Origin of the sequence: Dyella sp. AtDHG13 (genome assembly GCF_003201105.1) — a bacterium.
GTDB classification, from domain to species: Bacteria; Pseudomonadota; Gammaproteobacteria; order Xanthomonadales; family Rhodanobacteraceae; genus Dyella; species Dyella jiangningensis_B.
The window spans coordinates 1-16,093 of record NZ_QICJ01000020.1 but is presented as its reverse complement, the minus strand read 5'-3'; the positions used below and the strand labels follow the sequence as shown (position 1 = coordinate 16,093).

General features: G+C 65.1%; 14 protein-coding genes. 3 read left to right on the top strand and 11 right to left on the bottom strand.

What is annotated here, in order from left to right:
• Positions 1-16: 16 nt before the first annotated feature.
• From BDW41_RS22070 to BDW41_RS22050, 5 genes are all read right to left on the bottom strand, one after another.
• Positions 17-478 (bottom strand): hypothetical protein, encoded by a 462-nt coding sequence (locus tag BDW41_RS22070; RefSeq protein ID WP_110301695.1) that lies wholly within the window; start codon positions 476-478, stop codon positions 17-19.
• Positions 479-715: 237 nt separating this feature from the next.
• The gene (locus BDW41_RS22065; protein WP_074547961.1) at positions 716-943 is read right to left on the bottom strand and encodes a RebB family R body protein; all 228 of its coding nucleotides are present in this window, start codon (positions 941-943) and stop codon (positions 716-718) included.
• On the bottom strand, positions 936-1,604 hold the full coding sequence (locus tag BDW41_RS22060) for a sigma-70 family RNA polymerase sigma factor (protein WP_074547963.1): 669 nt from the start codon (positions 1,602-1,604) through the stop codon (positions 936-938). The genes BDW41_RS22065 and BDW41_RS22060 overlap by 8 nt, the downstream gene beginning before the upstream one ends.
• Before the next feature lie 184 nt (positions 1,605-1,788).
• A complete protein-coding gene (locus BDW41_RS22055; protein WP_074547965.1) occupies positions 1,789-2,949 on the bottom strand; it encodes an acyltransferase in 1,161 nt (386 codons plus the stop codon).
• Entirely contained in the window at positions 2,949-3,830 is an 882-nt protein-coding gene (locus tag BDW41_RS22050) for a LysR family transcriptional regulator (protein WP_074547967.1), read from the bottom strand. Before BDW41_RS22050 ends, BDW41_RS22055 begins: the two co-directional genes overlap by 1 nt.
• A 96-nt stretch (positions 3,831-3,926) precedes the next feature.
• On the opposite strand from BDW41_RS22050, the gene BDW41_RS22045 reads away from it, so the two are divergent.
• Entirely contained in the window at positions 3,927-4,922 is a 996-nt protein-coding gene (locus BDW41_RS22045) for a hypothetical protein (protein WP_074547969.1), read from the top strand.
• Between the two features lie 331 nt (positions 4,923-5,253).
• Positions 5,254-6,501 (top strand): hypothetical protein, encoded by a 1,248-nt coding sequence (locus tag BDW41_RS22040; RefSeq protein WP_074547972.1) that lies wholly within the window; start codon positions 5,254-5,256, stop codon positions 6,499-6,501.
• A 292-nt stretch (positions 6,502-6,793) separates the two neighbouring features.
• Here BDW41_RS22040 and BDW41_RS22035 read toward each other — a convergent pair whose 3' ends face one another.
• Together BDW41_RS22035 and BDW41_RS22030 are read right to left on the bottom strand one after the other, a co-directional pair.
• Entirely contained in the window at positions 6,794-7,573 is a 780-nt protein-coding gene (locus tag BDW41_RS22035) for a DUF805 domain-containing protein (RefSeq protein ID WP_074547974.1), read from the bottom strand.
• 46 nt (positions 7,574-7,619) lie between these two features.
• A complete protein-coding gene (locus BDW41_RS22030; protein ID WP_074547980.1) occupies positions 7,620-8,246 on the bottom strand; it encodes a cell envelope integrity protein TolA in 627 nt (208 codons plus the stop codon).
• A gap of 692 nt (positions 8,247-8,938) precedes the next feature.
• Between BDW41_RS22030 and BDW41_RS22025 the strand changes: the two genes are divergently transcribed.
• Entirely contained in the window at positions 8,939-9,991 is a 1,053-nt protein-coding gene (locus tag BDW41_RS22025; protein WP_074547982.1) for an aspartyl protease family protein, read from the top strand.
• Positions 9,992-9,997: 6 nt separating this feature from the next.
• Here the strand turns inward: BDW41_RS22025 and BDW41_RS22020 are convergent, their stop codons facing one another.
• The 4 genes from BDW41_RS22020 to BDW41_RS23820 all read right to left on the bottom strand — a co-directional run.
• Complete coding sequence (locus tag BDW41_RS22020; protein ID WP_074547984.1) at positions 9,998-10,789, bottom strand: AcvB/VirJ family lysyl-phosphatidylglycerol hydrolase; 792 nt, start codon at positions 10,787-10,789, stop codon at positions 9,998-10,000.
• Positions 10,786-13,329, bottom strand: coding sequence for a bifunctional lysylphosphatidylglycerol flippase/synthetase MprF (mprF, locus tag BDW41_RS22015; protein ID WP_074547986.1), 2,544 nt, complete (start codon positions 13,327-13,329; stop codon positions 10,786-10,788). The genes BDW41_RS22020 and mprF overlap by 4 nt, the downstream gene beginning before the upstream one ends.
• A gap of 316 nt (positions 13,330-13,645) precedes the next feature.
• A complete protein-coding gene (locus BDW41_RS22010; RefSeq protein WP_074547988.1) occupies positions 13,646-15,643 on the bottom strand; it encodes an oligopeptide transporter, OPT family in 1,998 nt (665 codons plus the stop codon).
• A gap of 268 nt (positions 15,644-15,911) precedes the next feature.
• The coding region (locus BDW41_RS23820) for a hypothetical protein (protein ID WP_233497001.1) at positions 15,912-16,093 on the bottom strand (182 nt) is incomplete at its 5' end.

Here is a 16,093-nt window from a genome sequence, read left to right as displayed (position 1 = left end):
GGCGGATCTCGGTGCGTTACTGCGCCGGCGGCGTCTTGCGCGCGGCCAGTACGCTGCTGTACTTGGCGATGCTCTGGTCAATGCGGTCGATGGCGAAACTCGCCGACTCCGCCTCCATTGCGCCGGCAGCGGCCGCGACGGCGGCTGCGGCGCCCATCAGCAGATCGGTGGCGACGATGCCGAGCGCATCCTCGGCGGCCTGTTCCAGCTGCTGCTCCGCCAGGGCCTGGGTCATCTGCTTGAGCAGCACGCTCTGGCTGGCGAGCACGAGCTTGCTCACGCCGTCGAAGTAGCTTGCCGCCGCCTGCGCGACCAGCCCGGATGCCTGGCTGATCATCATGTCCGGGCCCAGCGCGATCTGCGACGGCGCGTAGCCCGCGGTCTCCGCATTGCTCAACTGCACCGCCTGCACGACGGCCTGATTGAGCGCGCTCGTGTCCGGTGGCGTCGGGTTCTGCTGCAGCATGCGCTCGGTCATGAGCGTGCGAACGTTGGACGGTGGTGCGGGCGGTGCTGGTGCTGGTGCTGGTGCTGGTGCTGGCGTCGGCGCTGGTGCGGATGCGGGTGCCGGCGCTTGCGCAGGGCCGCCGGCATTGCCTCCGTCCTCGTCGCCGCTCGCCGCACGGGGCGCTCGGGTACCCGCGATCCATTTCGACCAGAAGGCCATGTCGATTCCCCTCCCCTATGCCAAAGTCGATTCGCACTCGTCCTGCGCCTACGACTTCTCGGCGATCGACATGATCATCGCCACCGCCCGCGACACCACCGCGTTGGAAATCTGGTTGAGCGCCTGCTGGCTGTGCACCGCGTTCTGCAGCGAAAGCCCCGCCGAATGGCTCGCGACCTGATACAGCGCGGCAATGGCCTGGGCCGGCGCCTCGGCGACCACTTTCACGTTCGTCTGCGTCACGGCGTCGGTGATCTGCTCGTTGACTTCAGCCATGGTCGGTTCCTTTGGTTAACGGTATCGTCGGATCGCGGCGCTGTACGCCGGCCTTTTCATAACGACGGGGAGCGCCGGCTGTGAACGCAGCGGCGCGCGATTCGTCCAGCGGCAGCGTGGATCGGCTGATCTCCGCGCGCAGGCGATCGCGGATCAGCTGCACGCGCTTGCGCAGCAGAGGCTGGTTGATGCCGAGGCGTTCGGCGATCTGCGGATACGGAAGATCGTCGATGAAGCGGAACGCGAACAGGCGCTGCTGCGCGGGGGTCATCGCGCGCAGCACCGTCTCGATGCAAGCGATTTGTTGCTCGATCTCCAGCTTCTGCATGGCGCTCGGCGCGAGCGCGTCATCCGTGGTGACCTGGGCGTTGTGCACGTCCACGCTGTCGTCGAACACCTGGCCTTCACGGGCAATGCGACGCAAGCCGTCCACGAAGGCGTGGCGCAGTACGACGAACAGGAAACCCTTGGGCCGATCGAGAAACTGCGGCCGGTGGCGCGTGAACTGAAGTGCCTTGAGCGCCGTGATGGCCAGCAGCTCATCGGCACGATCCTGCTGACCGCCGGTGAGGCGGCGCGCGCGCCGCAGCAACATGGGCTGATTCGCACGCCATGCGTGCTCGAAGCGTTCGTCGATGCTAAGACGGGCCCTGCAGTCCATCGCTTTGCACCCTCGCCTGAGAGAGTGCGCGAGTCTCCATGGGCGTTATGGGTGCCGCTGTTCCCTGCGTGACAGGCGCGCGCGATTTCAGCAGCGCGTGCTCAGGATGCGAACTGGCGCATGCATTTTCACCGTTTCGTTCGCGCGATAAGTTGCGATGACGCGCCACCCTATCGCTTTTGGCCTATGACTGCAGAGCTACCGCAGCAGGTGTCGCGCCGTGCAACCACCGTGAACGCAGCCATCGTTCCGAAGGCGCCGAAATCAAGCGCTCCAGCAACTTTCCCAGCACCCAGCACGCGAGCAGCGCCGGCAGATACCAAAGATAGCCGTGCGCGACGTCGCTTCCAGTCGCCTTGTAGAGGCGGACCACAGCGAACACCACGAACATATGGGTGAGGTAGATCTCGTAGCTCAGGCGTCCCCATGAGCGCAGCCAGGCTAGTCCAAGCCAGGGTGCGCGATCGTGCCGTGCCCATGCGCTGGCCAGCACGAGGCACAACGCGGCACCGGTAAGCACCAGCATGTAACCGTCATGCAGCAGCGACCACAGCAGGCGGCCCTGGAACATCACCAGATACAGTCCAAGGCCGCCGGCCACACCGAGCACGTAGGCAAGGCCTCGTCGCACCGTGGCCCAGCGATGCACCAGCAAGGCACCGAGTATGCCGGTAGCAATGGCCGCCATGCCCGGCAGGTAGGCCTTCTCCTGCCAGATCTCGTTGTCGGCGAGGGCCGCGCGTGTCCATGGCAGCGACAAGGCCAGCACGAGCAGCAACAGCACCAGCATCCACCTGCGGCGTGTGAGCAGGCAAACGATCGGGAAGGCGAGATAGAACACTTCTTCGATCGACAACGACCACAGCACGTCCCAACCGCCAGGCAAATAGCCCGTCATGCCCTCATACCAGTTCAGGTGAAAGCCCAGCGCCGCCACGATGGCTCGCGGCAGTGTTTGCCCTTCACGGTGGATCACGTAGTCCTGCACGCCGAGCAGATGCAGCAGGCTTAGCACGGCGACCAGCGCCAGCAGGCACGGCGCGATGCGCGAAAAACGGCGTGCGTAGAAGGAGCGCAAGTCGATGTTGGCCAGCTCACCACTGCGGCGCAGTGCATGGCTCGCAATCAGGAAACCGGAAATGACGAAGAAGATGAAGACGGCTTCGTAGCCATTGAAGTTCAGGGCGTTGAGCAGCGTCTCCGGCAGCACGTCGCCCAACGCCGCCTTGCTGAGGCGAATGCGCAGGCCGATGTGATGCAACACCACGAGCAGGATGGACAGTCCGCGCAACAGGTCGATGCCCGCGTTGCGCTGCGGGCCCGCGCGATACGCCGCAGCTTCCATCAACCCAATCTCTGCAGTGCGAAATCGACGAAAGTGCGCAGCTTGGCCGTAGGACGCGCCTCGCGCCGGCGCACGATATGCAGGTGCCGCACCGGCAGTTCCCAGTCCGGCAGCAGCTGTATCAGCTCTCCGGTGGCGATCGACGGCGACAGCAGCACGTCCGCCTGCACCACCACGCCGACGCCGTGCAGGGCCGCCGTGAGCAGGGCCTGTCCGTTGTTGCACATCAGCGGTCCGCGCACGGGCACATCCACGTGGCGCTCGCCTTGGGTGAAGCGCCAGTGGTGGTCGCGTCCCCAGGCCGCAAAGCCCAGGCAGGCGTGAGCGTGCAGGTCGCCGGGTTCCCGCGGCACGCCATGGGCTTGCAGGTAGGCCGGGCTGGCTACCGCGAACATGCGCGAGGGCGCGAGCGGCCGCGCCACCAGGTTGTCATCGTGCAGCGGGCCCGAGCGGAAAGCCACGTCCACCCCTTCTTCGTGCAGGTCGACCACGCGATCGTTGAGGTTCAGCTCCACCTGCACGGCGGGGTACTTCGCCATGTAAGCGCCGACCACCGGCATCAGCCGATGCGCGCCCCAGGTGACGGGTGCGGTCACGCGCAGCGTGCCTTGCGGTTCCGCACGCAAGGCTTCGGCGACCTGATCGGCCGCCTGCACGCTGCTGAGCACATCGCGGCAACGCTCCAGATAGGCCGCGCCGATTTCCGTGAGGTGATGGCGGCGCGTGGTGCGCTCGAGCAGTTGCGCGCCGAGGTGTTGCTCCAGCGCGCGCACATGGTTGGCGACCATGGTGGTGGACAGGTCCCACTCTTCCGCCACGGCCGCGAAGCTGCCTTTCTCCACCACGCGGACGAACACTTCCATGCTGGTTAATCGGTCCATTCCAAAGTCCCGCTGTGGAGTGAAGGAACAGGAAGCGCATTTATAGACCAGAAGTGGCCAACAACAATCCCTGCCATCCGCCATAGGGAGATCACGATGACCACAGCCGCCCTGCTGCGCCGCCTTGCCCTGGCCTGCGCGCTTAGCTTCGCCGCCGCCGGCCACGCCACCGACGCCCCGCTTTCCACGCGCCCCTTGCCGGCCGACTGGTACCCCGAAAGCATCGCTGCGGCACCGGACGGCACCTTCTATGTGGGCAGCTGGCGCCAGGGCGCGGTGGCACGCATCCGGCCCGGCGCGGATCGGCCGGAGGTACTGGTGACGCCCGGCGCCAACGGCTTGTCCAATGGACAAGGCGTGCTGGTGGATACGCGCCGCGGCCTGTTGTGGATCTGCTCCGGCACGCTGGGCTACACCACCGTGCCCACGAACCCGAGCGCGCTGAAGAGCTACGACCTTGCCACCGGCGCGGCGCGCGCGAGCTACGAGCTGCCTGACAAGGGCTACTGCAACGATCTGGCGCAGGATGCGCAGGGCCGCCTCTACATCACCGATTCGTTGCAGCCGCGTGTCTTCCGTTGGCGCGACGGCGACACCGCGCTCGAACTGTGGAAGCAGGATGCTTCCTTCATTGCCGGTGCGGAGGGTTTCAAGCTCAATGGCATCGCCATCGATGGCGACAGCATCTACGTGAGCACGGTGACGGCCGCGCCCTATCTGTTGCGCATCGACATGCGCGCGGACGGCAGCGCCGGCGCGGTGACGCGCATCGACATGCCACGCATGCTGAAGAACGCCGATGCCATCCGCTCGGCTGGGCACGGCCGGCTGGTGATCTTCGAAAGCAATGCCTTCGGCCACGATGGCCCCTACGGCGGGCAGATCTCGCTGGCGGCGCTATCGGGCAACCATGCCGACTCGCTGGTCACGCTAGTGGCCGGGCTCAACGATCCCTCGTCGGGCGTCATCGCCAACGGCCGCGTGTACTTCATCGAGTCGAAGTACAGCCTGCTGTTCGCGCACAAGGGTGACGATGCCGGCATACCGCGCAACGTACCGTTCGATATCCAGTCCGTTCCGCTGTCGCCATGAGTGCGTGCGACACAGGTAGCCCGGATGAAGCCACCGGCGGAATCCGGGACCTGCCGCGAAAGCGCACCGACTTCGCTGGGAAAAGCACTCCGCACGGACAAACGTGGATCGATCAACAGCATGTGCCGCATGACTCCAACAGCATCATCTGGATCAAGCCCACGTCGCGTACATTTGCGGACGACCGCGTGAGTAGTTTTGGCAAATGGACAGGCTGCGCCACGCGGCGCACAGTAAGCACTCGCCATAGGCGCCCTTCTCCACGTCCTTTCACTCACGGCATTCACGCCGCGCTTCCTCGCGCGCGATGCAAGCCACTGGAGGGTTGGTCATGCGTCTCTCACGCTTGCTGTTTCCCGGGTTGGCGTTTCTTGCCTCGCTGTTCGCTCCGGGCGTGCTGCGCGCCAACCCTGGACTCCATACGTGTTTCTGGCAAGGACCTTATTCGGTGGCCGACTTGCCGGTCTACAACCAGCCGCCCTACCCCGATACGCATGCCGCCTATTGGACAGCGCAGTTCGTCATACCCGCCGGCGCCAGCGTGGTGCTCAATGGCACGTATCCGGTGGCGCGTTACATGTCGTTGATCAGCTACCACACCGCCAATGCAACGCCGGTGAGTGATCTTCCCGATATCGGCATCCAGCCGGACGCGGGTTCCATCAATCCCTTCGTTGCCGGCGCGCCGCGCTATGGCAGCTCGCCCACGAACTACACCGTGCAGCTGGCGGCGGGCAATGCGCCGTCATCGCCAGCGGCGAACACGCTTTATTCCGGCACCACCGACCAAACCATGACGGTGATGTATCGCGTGTACGTGCCGGACAACGGCCTCGACGAAGCAGGCGGCGTCGCCCTGCCGGCCATGAGCATCCACAACGCCGATGGCTCCATCACTACAGGCAGCGCAGCCTGCAGCGCGGCACAGGCGTCGCAGTCGCTGATTCCAACCACCATCATCGGCCAGCTCGCCTACCTGCCCGTGCGCCTGGCTGATCCGCCCCTGCCTGTGGTGGTGTGGTTGCAGACACGCCTGATCCTGATGGCGGCGCTGGTGGACGGTTTTGCGAACCCGGACAATGCGTATCTCGAAGCATCGCTGAGCCGGAACTACGGCACGGTGGCGGTCGTGACCGGGCTGCGGCCCACCACGCCGCAAACCTTGCCGAACGCCGCCGTGATGGGCACAGGCAACATGCGCTACTGGTCGTTGTGCACTTACGAGTTCTATACCGAAGCCACCACCGATTGCGCCTTCGATCAGGGCCTGATCACCGATAGCACAGGCAACTACACCATCGCGATCAGCCAGACCGCCGACCGGCCATCCAATGCCGTGCCCAATTGCGGCTTCAACTGGCTGCACTGGTCCGAAGCCGGCGATGGCGACGGCCACACCAATGATGGATTCCTGATATTGCGCAACATGCTGCCGGATCCGTCCTTCACGCACGCGATACAGAACGTGCCATTGCCCGTCGCCGCGGCAACGAGCGCGCTGGTCATGGGGCCTTATCTGCCTACGGTCACTTATATGTCCAAGGCCGATTTTGAAGCCAAGGGGTGTTCGCCGATGTGAGGGCGTGATGGTTCGAGCGCCCGTAGCGGCGTGGCTGCATCCGCTTTAGAACATGCGGCCTGCAGGTCCCGCTACTGCCGATGTGCTTTCGCGGGTTGCCCCGGATTCCGCTGCGCTTCATCCGGGCTACTTGGTTCGGCGGTGCGACAGCCACACGTAGCCCGGATGGAGCCATCGGCGGAATCCGGGAATGCGGCGCGGTCGCAGCCACTTCAGGAATGCGGCCTTCAAGTATCGCTACTGCCGATACGCTTTCGCGGGTCGCCCCGGATTACGCTGCGCTTCATCCGGGCTACGTGGTTCGGCGATACGCCATGCGCAGCAGCCCATAGGCCAGCCACAGCAGGCCCACGGGGGCGATACCGAACAGGAGCAGCACGATCAACGCTTCCGCCATCGACTCGTCGCCAAGCGCAATGCACAGCACGCACAGCAGCCATGTCACGGAAACGGCCACCAGCAGGCGTCGCGGCCAGAATCGCGAAGGTTCGGTGCTGCGTCGATCCCTGAAGGTGATCCACAGCCACCAGGGCATCCAGAGCACGTACATCGGCAACGCGCACGTGGCGAGCAATTCGAGGCAACGCTCCTGATCGGTGGGACCCCTCTCGACACCGGCAATCACAAAGCAGAAAAGCAGCCACGCAAGCGCCAGGCACAGCACCACACGCTGCCACATGGGTGGCGCCAGCTTGTCGTATGCCGGCGGATGCTGGGCGAACGGGTTGCCGTCCTTGCGGGTGGGCTGGCAGCAGAGCAGGATCGTCGCGCACTGCGATACCACGGGCATCAAAAGCACCCAGAACCAGTGCCCGCTACGCCCGATATCATGCAGGCGACGCACGCTGGTGGCGGCGAATATCCATAGCAACCCCAGCAACGTGCCCGCCACGACGAGCTGGCTTGGCAACCACCAAAGCGTGCCATAGACGCGCACCACGGTAAGGCAGAGCAACAGCATGCAAACCGTGCCGATCATGGCTCTGCGCGGCGCGCTGCCCGAAAAGGACATCAGCCCAGCCAGCCAGGCTGCGATGCCCATGCCTTGGCCGTTGTGAACGGTGACGCTCATAGGTTCCCGAATTTCCATTGGTGCGGCCTTGAAAGCTGGCGAGCCGCTACGGATGCGATGCATCCGGCATCGACACGAAGGTGAGCACCATGCTGGGATGGAACGCCTGCTCGTAGCCTTTGTAAGGCAGCGGATCGGCACGCCGCACGGCCTCGACTACGGAGCGCCTTCCCGCTTCGTCGTAAGGGCAATCCGGCTCAACGTCGACGCCGGTGACGTAACCGCCGCGCTGCAGCGTGACGCGCACCTTGCACGGCGATGCGGGTGTGTTGTCGGGGCGCAGCCAGTGGGTCTGGATGGCTTGCATCACCGCGCGATGGTAATTCGCAACCAGCGCGGGGTCGCCTTGCTGCCGCTCCTGCAGCGCGCCAGCGACGAGCACGAGTGCGACGATGGCCGGGATCATCAGCCAACCGCGCCGGCGCATGACAGGGATCGGGTCCCTGGTCACGCTGGCCTGGAATGCCTGTTTGGTTATCGCCACGCCGTTGTGGCAGCGCGAACAGATGGCGAGGTATTTCCGGCGGGTGACCCAGCTGAAGACGTACCAGATATGCGCATAGCGGTAGCTGACGCTGAAGTCGAACCGCTGCGCGCTTTGACAGATCGGGCAATCCCGCACGCCCGCGTCACCGGCGATGCATAGCCCGCCACCGCTTCCCCAAATGATCATCCAACCCTCCTGGCACCGTGCCGGCCGTCCCTGGCTGTCAGTCGACAGCGACGACACGCATGGTAAGAAGGGTCTGAGCGGCGATAAGTAGGATTTTTCCTATATACGTGAGGGCGTACGCGGTTATCGCACCCGAATGTCCGCTGGTTTGCCTGCCCTCGCCTGTGGCGCGCCCGCCGTGTCGGCGTGTATCCCGCCGATCATCGCCATCAAGAATCGGAAGAATCCCATAGTGACCCGGCGAAGGCTCGCCCTTAATAGCCGACACGACTCGGACGGGACCGACCGGGCGGGGACGCACGAACCACGCGACCGCCCCGCTTGCCCTTGCCATGCCGGGAGCGCTCGGGCCGCAGCCGCTCGGTTCGCCACGCCATCGCTGGGCCGTAAGCCGATGAATCCCGTAGCGGCACGAAACACATGGGTTCCGTGAACGCACATGGGCATGCGGCCATGGCAAGCGAGATGTCCTCCCCGCCGATCGTTGCACCCGCGCATGCGGCATCACTCACCTATCCACAGAGGACACGGCACCCATGCCAAGGAAAACACCACTGATCGCCCTGCCGCTCGCTTTCGCATGTCTGGCTGCGGCGTGCACGTCTCAGCCCGGAGACCAATCCCCGGCATCCGCCACGGCGGCGAACGACCCCATCCTGACGACGCCACTGCGTCCTTACGCGCAGCCCCTGGTGCCCGTGACCATCGACGGCAAGCCGTACCACTTCATTCTCGATACCGGCGCGCCTTACACCTTCATCGACAACCGCAGCGCCGCCGCCCTATCCAAGGCGCTGCCCAGCAAGGACGTTCCGGAATACTTCCGGGATTACGTCGGCGGGCTTGCGGTCATCGACGGCACGGCGCTCAAGCAGGACCAGGTGGTGTACTGGGAAACCCGACCTATCCAGATCGGTGCCCGCACGATCTCAAGCAGCGTACCGTGGATCGGCGTGGATCTCTCGATGTTTGACATGTCCTACGGCTCGCATGTCGATGGCTTGCTGGGCGCCAATGCCTTTCGCCAGCTCAACTGGGGCTTCGACAATGTCGCCCACACCCTGGCCGTGTGGAGTCAGCCGCCGTCGACGGCGGGATACGAGCGCTGCGCGCCCTACGAGGACGCTTTCGGCAGCAGCCCTTCCCTGAATATCCTGCTGGCCAACGGCAATGGCGGCCCGATGAAGATCGACACCGGAAGCACGTTCACCGTCAGTCCGCTGGACCATATCCAGATATTCAAGGACCAAGGCGCCACGGTGGAGGACATCGGCAAGTTCAGCCGCATGTCCGCCAACGGCGTCTACGAGGTCGACAGTTATCTGGTGGACGGCCTGCATTTGGGCGACCTGCCAATCGGCCAGTTGCAGACGTTTGCCAGCCAGGAGGGAGGAGGCAGCACGCTCGGCATGAACTTCCTTTCCCGCTTCGACCGTTTCGCCTTCATACCGAGCGAGATGCTGTTCTGCTTCAACGCCAGGCACTTCACGCGCAATGACCCCAAGCCCCTGCGGCTGATCGAACTGAGCGTGGAGAGTGGCCACCTTCTCATCGGCCCGGTCAACTTGTCGAGCGACAGTCTTCCGGAAGGCCTCGAACCGGGCGATGTCCTGGTATCGGTCAATGGCAAGCCGGTGGAACCCGCCGATATCGAAGCGCTTCGCCACCAGCTGGCGTATACGCCGAGCGGCCAGTTGGAGTTGCAGATCGAACGCGAGGGCACGCAGAGCACGATCAAGCTCTGAGCATCCCTAGGGAGTTGGCGCAGCCGGCAGGTCGTGGATCATCTGCTGCGCCAACCCTTCGTAGTTGTAGTCGAAGTGGTGGTCGCCGGTCTTCTCGTACACCTTCACCCACGATGGCAGTTTGGGATCGGCGCAGATGGTGTCCGCCTTGTCCTGGATGCCGTAGTAGCAGACCACGGGCGGCTGGCCAGCCAGGGCTTCCAGCGGCGGCATCGCATCGTAGTGCTTGACCGGGTTGACCCACTGGAAGAAATCCTGGGTCCAGGTTTTCCACTTGCCTTCGCGCGCCGAGATATAGCCTTCCATCTCGATCTCGAAGTTCACGTCCTTGCTGGGCGAAAGCAGCACGACCTGGGCGATGCGCGCGCGCCCTTCCGGGCTGAGCTTGCCCACGATGGTGGGCAGCACGTCGGCACCGAACGAAAAGCCGATCAGCCAGATGCGCTGCTTGCCGTTCTGCGCAAGGGTGCGCGCGATCAGGGCATCGAGGTCCCTGGCCGAATCCTCGGCGCCTTTTTCGCGCCAGTAGTACTGCAGCAGGCTCACGCCTTCCACGGGAATGCCGTGGGACGCGATGATCTTGCCCAGCGACTGGTCCAGGTCACGCCAGCCGCCGTCGCCGGAATAGAAGATGGCGACCACGTCGCCGCGGCCCTGCAGCGGCGTGACGCCCTGTTGCGCGGGCACCTGCACGAGCGATTCGTCCATGCTGGCGTGGTGCCAGGGTTGCCATGCCAGCAGGCCGCCGGCAGCGGCCACGGCGAGGACGAGAGCGGTCCACTTCCAGAATCGTTTCAACGGCGCACCATGCCTGACAATCCACCCGAGATAAGGCTCGCCACGTTGGCGAACACCAGCGGTAGCGCGATGCCGTTGGGCACCGCCAGGTAACGAGGTTCCCACACGGGATCGAATTTGTCTTTGTATTTGCGCAGCCCGCGGAAGTTGTAGAAGCGCTCGCCGCGGCCGAACAGCATGGCTCCCAGGCGACTCCACAGCGGCGCACTGCGCCGGTTCTGCAGGCCGGAGAACGGCGCCATGCCCAGGTTGAACCAGCGGTAGCCCTGCTGCTTGGACCACTGCATGAGGCTGATGAACAGGAAGTCCATCACGCCGGCCGTGCCGTCAGGCAGGTGGCGCATCAGGTCCAGCGAGGCTTCTTCCTTGTTGTCGGTCAGGAACAGGTTGGCGAAGGCGACCAGTTCCTCGCCCTGCCACACCAGCGCCATCGGCGTGCGTTCCAGGTAGCGCGGGTCGAAGGTGCCCAGCGAGAAGCCCTTCTCGCGCACGCCCTTGTCGCGCATCCAGGCATCGGAAATCGTCTTGAGCCGGGGTATCCAGCCGGCCACCGCATCGGCCGGCACCACTTCCATGCGCATGCCCTCGCGGGTGAGCTTGTTGATGGTGTTGCGCAGGACCTTCTTGGATTTGCCGTCGAGGTTGAAGCTGGCGAGATCCACGCGCGCCTCCTCGCCGATCTTGAGCAGGTTCATGCCCGCTTCCAGATACAGGTCCAGGTCTTCCGGACGCACCTGATAGAACAGCGGCCAGCCGCCGGCACGTTCGCACTGGTCGCGGAAGGTCCACACCAGTTCGCGGCGTGCGTCTTCGTCCTCGCCCACCGGGTCGCCCATGGCCACCCAGCTGCGGCCTTCCACGTCGTACATGATGAAGGCGCGATTGTCGGCATCGAACAGCAGCGTCTTGTCGCCCATCAGCGCGAGGTGCGCCTGAGCCGAGGTGTAGTTCTTGATCAAGGGCAAGGCGCGCTGCAGGTCGTCCTCGGTGGGAAGATGCAGGTCCGGACGCGCCGGGCGGATCAGGTTGGCCAGCGCGAACAGCAGGCCCGCCGCCGCCGCGCCGACCAGCGCGCGCAGCGCGCGCGGTGCGCCGCCGTGGTAGAAGCTGAACTCCCACCACAGGTTGTTGCTGTATTCCACGTGCTTGTAGCTGAAGCCGACCAGCCACCCAGCGCAGACCAGCACGGCGACGATGGCGATGATCCAGCCCCACGAGAAGCTCGCACTGAACAGCGAGGCGCGGCGATAGAACAGCTTGTGCGCCGGCGCCAGCGCCAGCGCCAGCAGCGAAAGCAGCGTGGCTTCTTCGTAGTCGATGCCCTTGAGCAGCGACAGCACCGCGCCGAGCACCAGCAGCACCAGGGTCAGCACATAGGCCGCATCGAGGCGACGCTGCAGGCCGCGCGCGAGGATCAGCAGCATCATGCCGACCACGCTGGAGAGGAAGTGCGAGACTTCCAGCACCGCCAAGGGCAGCACGTCGCGCAGGATCGCCATGCGCGCCGGCAACGCCGACGTGGCGCCGGAGAACAGCAGCACCGCGCCGGACACCATGGTCAGGCCGGCGAAGAACGGCGGCAGCAGGCCGGTGAACCACGGCGCCAGCAGCGCCTTCTGGCGCAGGCCGCGCGCTTCGCGCCACAGCACCACCACGGTGGCGGCGAACAGCGGCAGGAAGTAGTAGATCAGGCGGTACGCCGCCAGCGCGCCGAGGATGGGCGCTTCCAGGCCCTGGTTTCCTTCCGCGCCGAAGCCGGCCAGCATCACCGCCTCGAACACGCCCAGGCCGCCGGGCACGTGACTGATCAGGCCGGCGATCTGCGCCAGCACGAAGATCGCCAGAAAGTGGCCGAACCCCGTATCCACCTGGTTGGGCATCAGCAGATACAGCACGTACGCGGCCAGGCCCCAGTCCACCGCGCCGACCAGCACCTGGCGCGTGGCGATCAAGGTGCTCGGCAGGCTCACGCGCCAACGCCACAGGCGCAATGGACGTCCAAGCAGGCGGCTGCCCACGATCCACAGCAACGGCACAAGCGCGAGCACGCTCGCCACCGGAATGCGCAGACTGGCCAGCGGCAGCGACGGCGGCACCGGCACCAGCAGCAAGGTGACGCCCGTGAGCGCGCTCAGGCCCAGCCAGAAACTCAGCGTGGTGTAGACCACCACCTTCGCGACTTCCGCCGTGGAAAGCCCGGCCTGGATATAGAAGCGGTAGCGGATGGAGCCGGAAATCAGCAGCGCCATGCCCAGCGCATTGCTGAAGGCGTAGCTGATGAAGGAGATCAGGCTGACCTGCGCACCCGGCAGGTGCTTGCCGATGTACTTCAGCCCGAACCAGTCGTACAGGATCATCACGCCATAGCTGCCGGCCGTGAGCAGCACGGCCAGGGCGACGCGGTAGTTCTCCAGCCCGTGGACGTAGCGGGCCACCTCGCGGTAGCTCACCTCGCTGGCAAGGCGGTGCAGCGCCCACAGCGCCAGGCACAGCATGGCCACCGAAAGCAGCGGACCGGCAAGCCTGCGCAACCGGACCATCAGGCCTGGTCGTGCAAGCGTCTCACCGGGATTCGGGGCCTCCACCCCTGTCTGCTCCACCACGCGTTTACCGCCTCCACATGACCGTCGCGCAACGCTAAAGCTGCGACCGTCTAGGATAGCCGGTCAGGGCGCACTCCTGTTCGATCGTGGCATGCAGGCATGACATTTGGTCGCGTCCGCTTCAGGCTGGGCGCGACTTGAGCGCGGTCGCATATCGCTCATGCGTGCACGCCCCCCTCACCGTCATCCCCGCGAAAGCGGGGATGACGGTGAGGAAATAGGCACCGCTCGACGTTGAACAACTGTCCAGGATTCAGGACTTGTCCGCCAGCCGGTTGGCCATCCGGGCCACCCAGACGTACATGACGAGCACGACCAGGGCGAAGGCGATGCCGCCGATCCACTGCGCCGCTCCGGCGAAGTCCTCGCCCACCAGCGCCAGCGGCGCGGCCTTGCCGGAGAAGCCCACGATGAAGGCGATCACCACGCCGATCACGCTCTCGCCCACGATCAGGCCCGAGGCGAGCAGCACGCCCAGCTGCTTGGTGGTTTCCGGCCGCTTCGCGCGGTCCGCGCGACGGTCGAAATACCAGCCCACGATGGAGCCCACTACCACCATCAGCGTGCTGACGGTCGGCAGGTAGATGCCCAGGCCCACCGCCAGCGGCGGCATGCTCAGGTGCTTGGTGGTGCGACGCAGGACCTCGTCGATGATGATGATCGCCACGCCGATCCAGATGCCGGTGATGATCAGGCTCCAGTCGATGTTGTTGGTGATCACGCCCTGCGCCAGCGCGGAAATCAGGCCCGCCTGCGGCGCCGGCAGCGCGTGCGCGCCTGCGCCGGCCACGCCGACGAAACCGTAGGCCTTGTTGAGCAGGTCCAGCACCGGCGGAATCACCGCGGCGCCGGCGATCACGCCGACCACCAGCGCCGCCTGCTGCTTCCACGGCGTGGCGTCCACCAATTGGCCGGTCTTCAGGTCCTGCAGGTTGTTGTTGGCGATGGCGGCCACGGTGAACACCACCGAGGTCACGAACAGCGCGAAGGCCACCAGCGCCTTGCCCGCTTCCGGACCCACGTGCGGCTTGACGAAGCCCACCAGCAGCAAGGCCGCCGCGATGACCACGAGAATGCCCACGCCCGAGAGCGGACTGTTGGACGAGCCGATCAGGCCGGCCATGTAGCCGCACACGGTGGAGACGAAGAAGCCCATCAGCACCACGAAGGCCACGCCGCCGATGGCGAGCACGGCCACGTGATCGCCCAGGCCCGCAGTGGAACCGAAGTAGCCCAGCAGCCACGCGATCGGCACGAAGCACGCCAGCGTGATCAGGCCCACGATGCCGATCGGGATGTCGCGCTCGGTGCGCGGCAGCGAATCCGCCTTGCCGGCCTTGCGCACGCGCGAGGCGGCCATCGCGGAAGTCAGTCCGCTGATCACCGGCTTCACCAGCTTGGCCAGCGTCCAGATCGCCGACACGCCAATCGCGCCGGCGCCGACGAAGCGCACCTTGTGGCTCCAGGTGGAGTTGGCCAGATCCGCCACCGAGGCAGACATGTCGCCCAGCACCGAATAGTGCGGCACACCCCAGCCCCAGCCGATGATCGCGCCGATAAGCATCGCCACGCCCACCGACAGGCCCACCAGGTGGCCGATGGCGAACAGCGCAAAGGAAAGATTGAAGTCAAAGCCGCTCACGGCGCCCTTGTCGTTCACGCGGAAGTTGCGCACGAAATCCGACGCGAACACCTGCGTGGCGACCACCACCGCGAACACCGCCGACACGATGGAACCCCACAGCACCGCGAGCAGGCCGGCGCGGCCCTCTTCCACGCTGTTGGCGTCAGCGTCATCGCCCGCACCGACCTTGAGCACCTCGGCGCAAGCCAGGCCTTCCGGATACGGCAGATCGGTATCGGTGACCAATGCGCGGCGCAGCGGGATCGAATACATCACACCCAGCGTGCCGCCCAGCGCGCAGACCGCGAACGAGGTCCAGAACGGAAAATCCGCCCACCAGCCGATCATGATCATGCCCGGCAGCACGAAGATGATCGACGACAGCGTGCCCGCCGCCGACGCGATGGTCTGCACGACGTTGTTTTCCTGGATGGTGGAATCCTTGAACCCCCGCAGCAGGGCCATGGAAATCACCGCCGCCGGAATCGACGTGGCGAAGGTGAGGCCGGCCTTGAGGCCGAAGAACACATTCGCCGCGGTGAACACCACCGTGATGATGACGCCGAGGATGAGACCGCGGACGGTCAGCTCTTTGCGCGATTCGGTTTGGGAAAGATTGCCGCTCACGAGAGTCGTCCCGTCATGTCATTGCTCCCCTGTGGCCGCCATCGCGGCACGGATATTTCTGGGCCGCCGGGTGGCGGGCCAGCGCGTAGGGTTGCCGGATTCGTGAGGAATCGCAACGGGTTGACGGATGGGTTGGGGTTCTTCTGGGGGTGTTGGGGCGGCTTGGGTAGCCTTTCTGAGGACAAGGGGGCTTGGTCAGCTCCATGGTGGTGAGGGGCGATCCGGCCTCACGACTTTCCGATCCACCCTCGCGACGTCATAAGAACCGTCATTCCTGCGAAGGCAGGAATCCAGTGACTTTGCTTTTGGTTGTCGCGTGGAGGTGACGGGCGTCTTCGTGCGTTCCCGCGACCTTGCCGCCTACGCGGCGGGCGTTTCGATCGTCTGCCGACGCTCGAGTCACTTTTCTTTTGCTGGCCCAAAAGAAAAGTAACCCAAAGAAAATGGCCT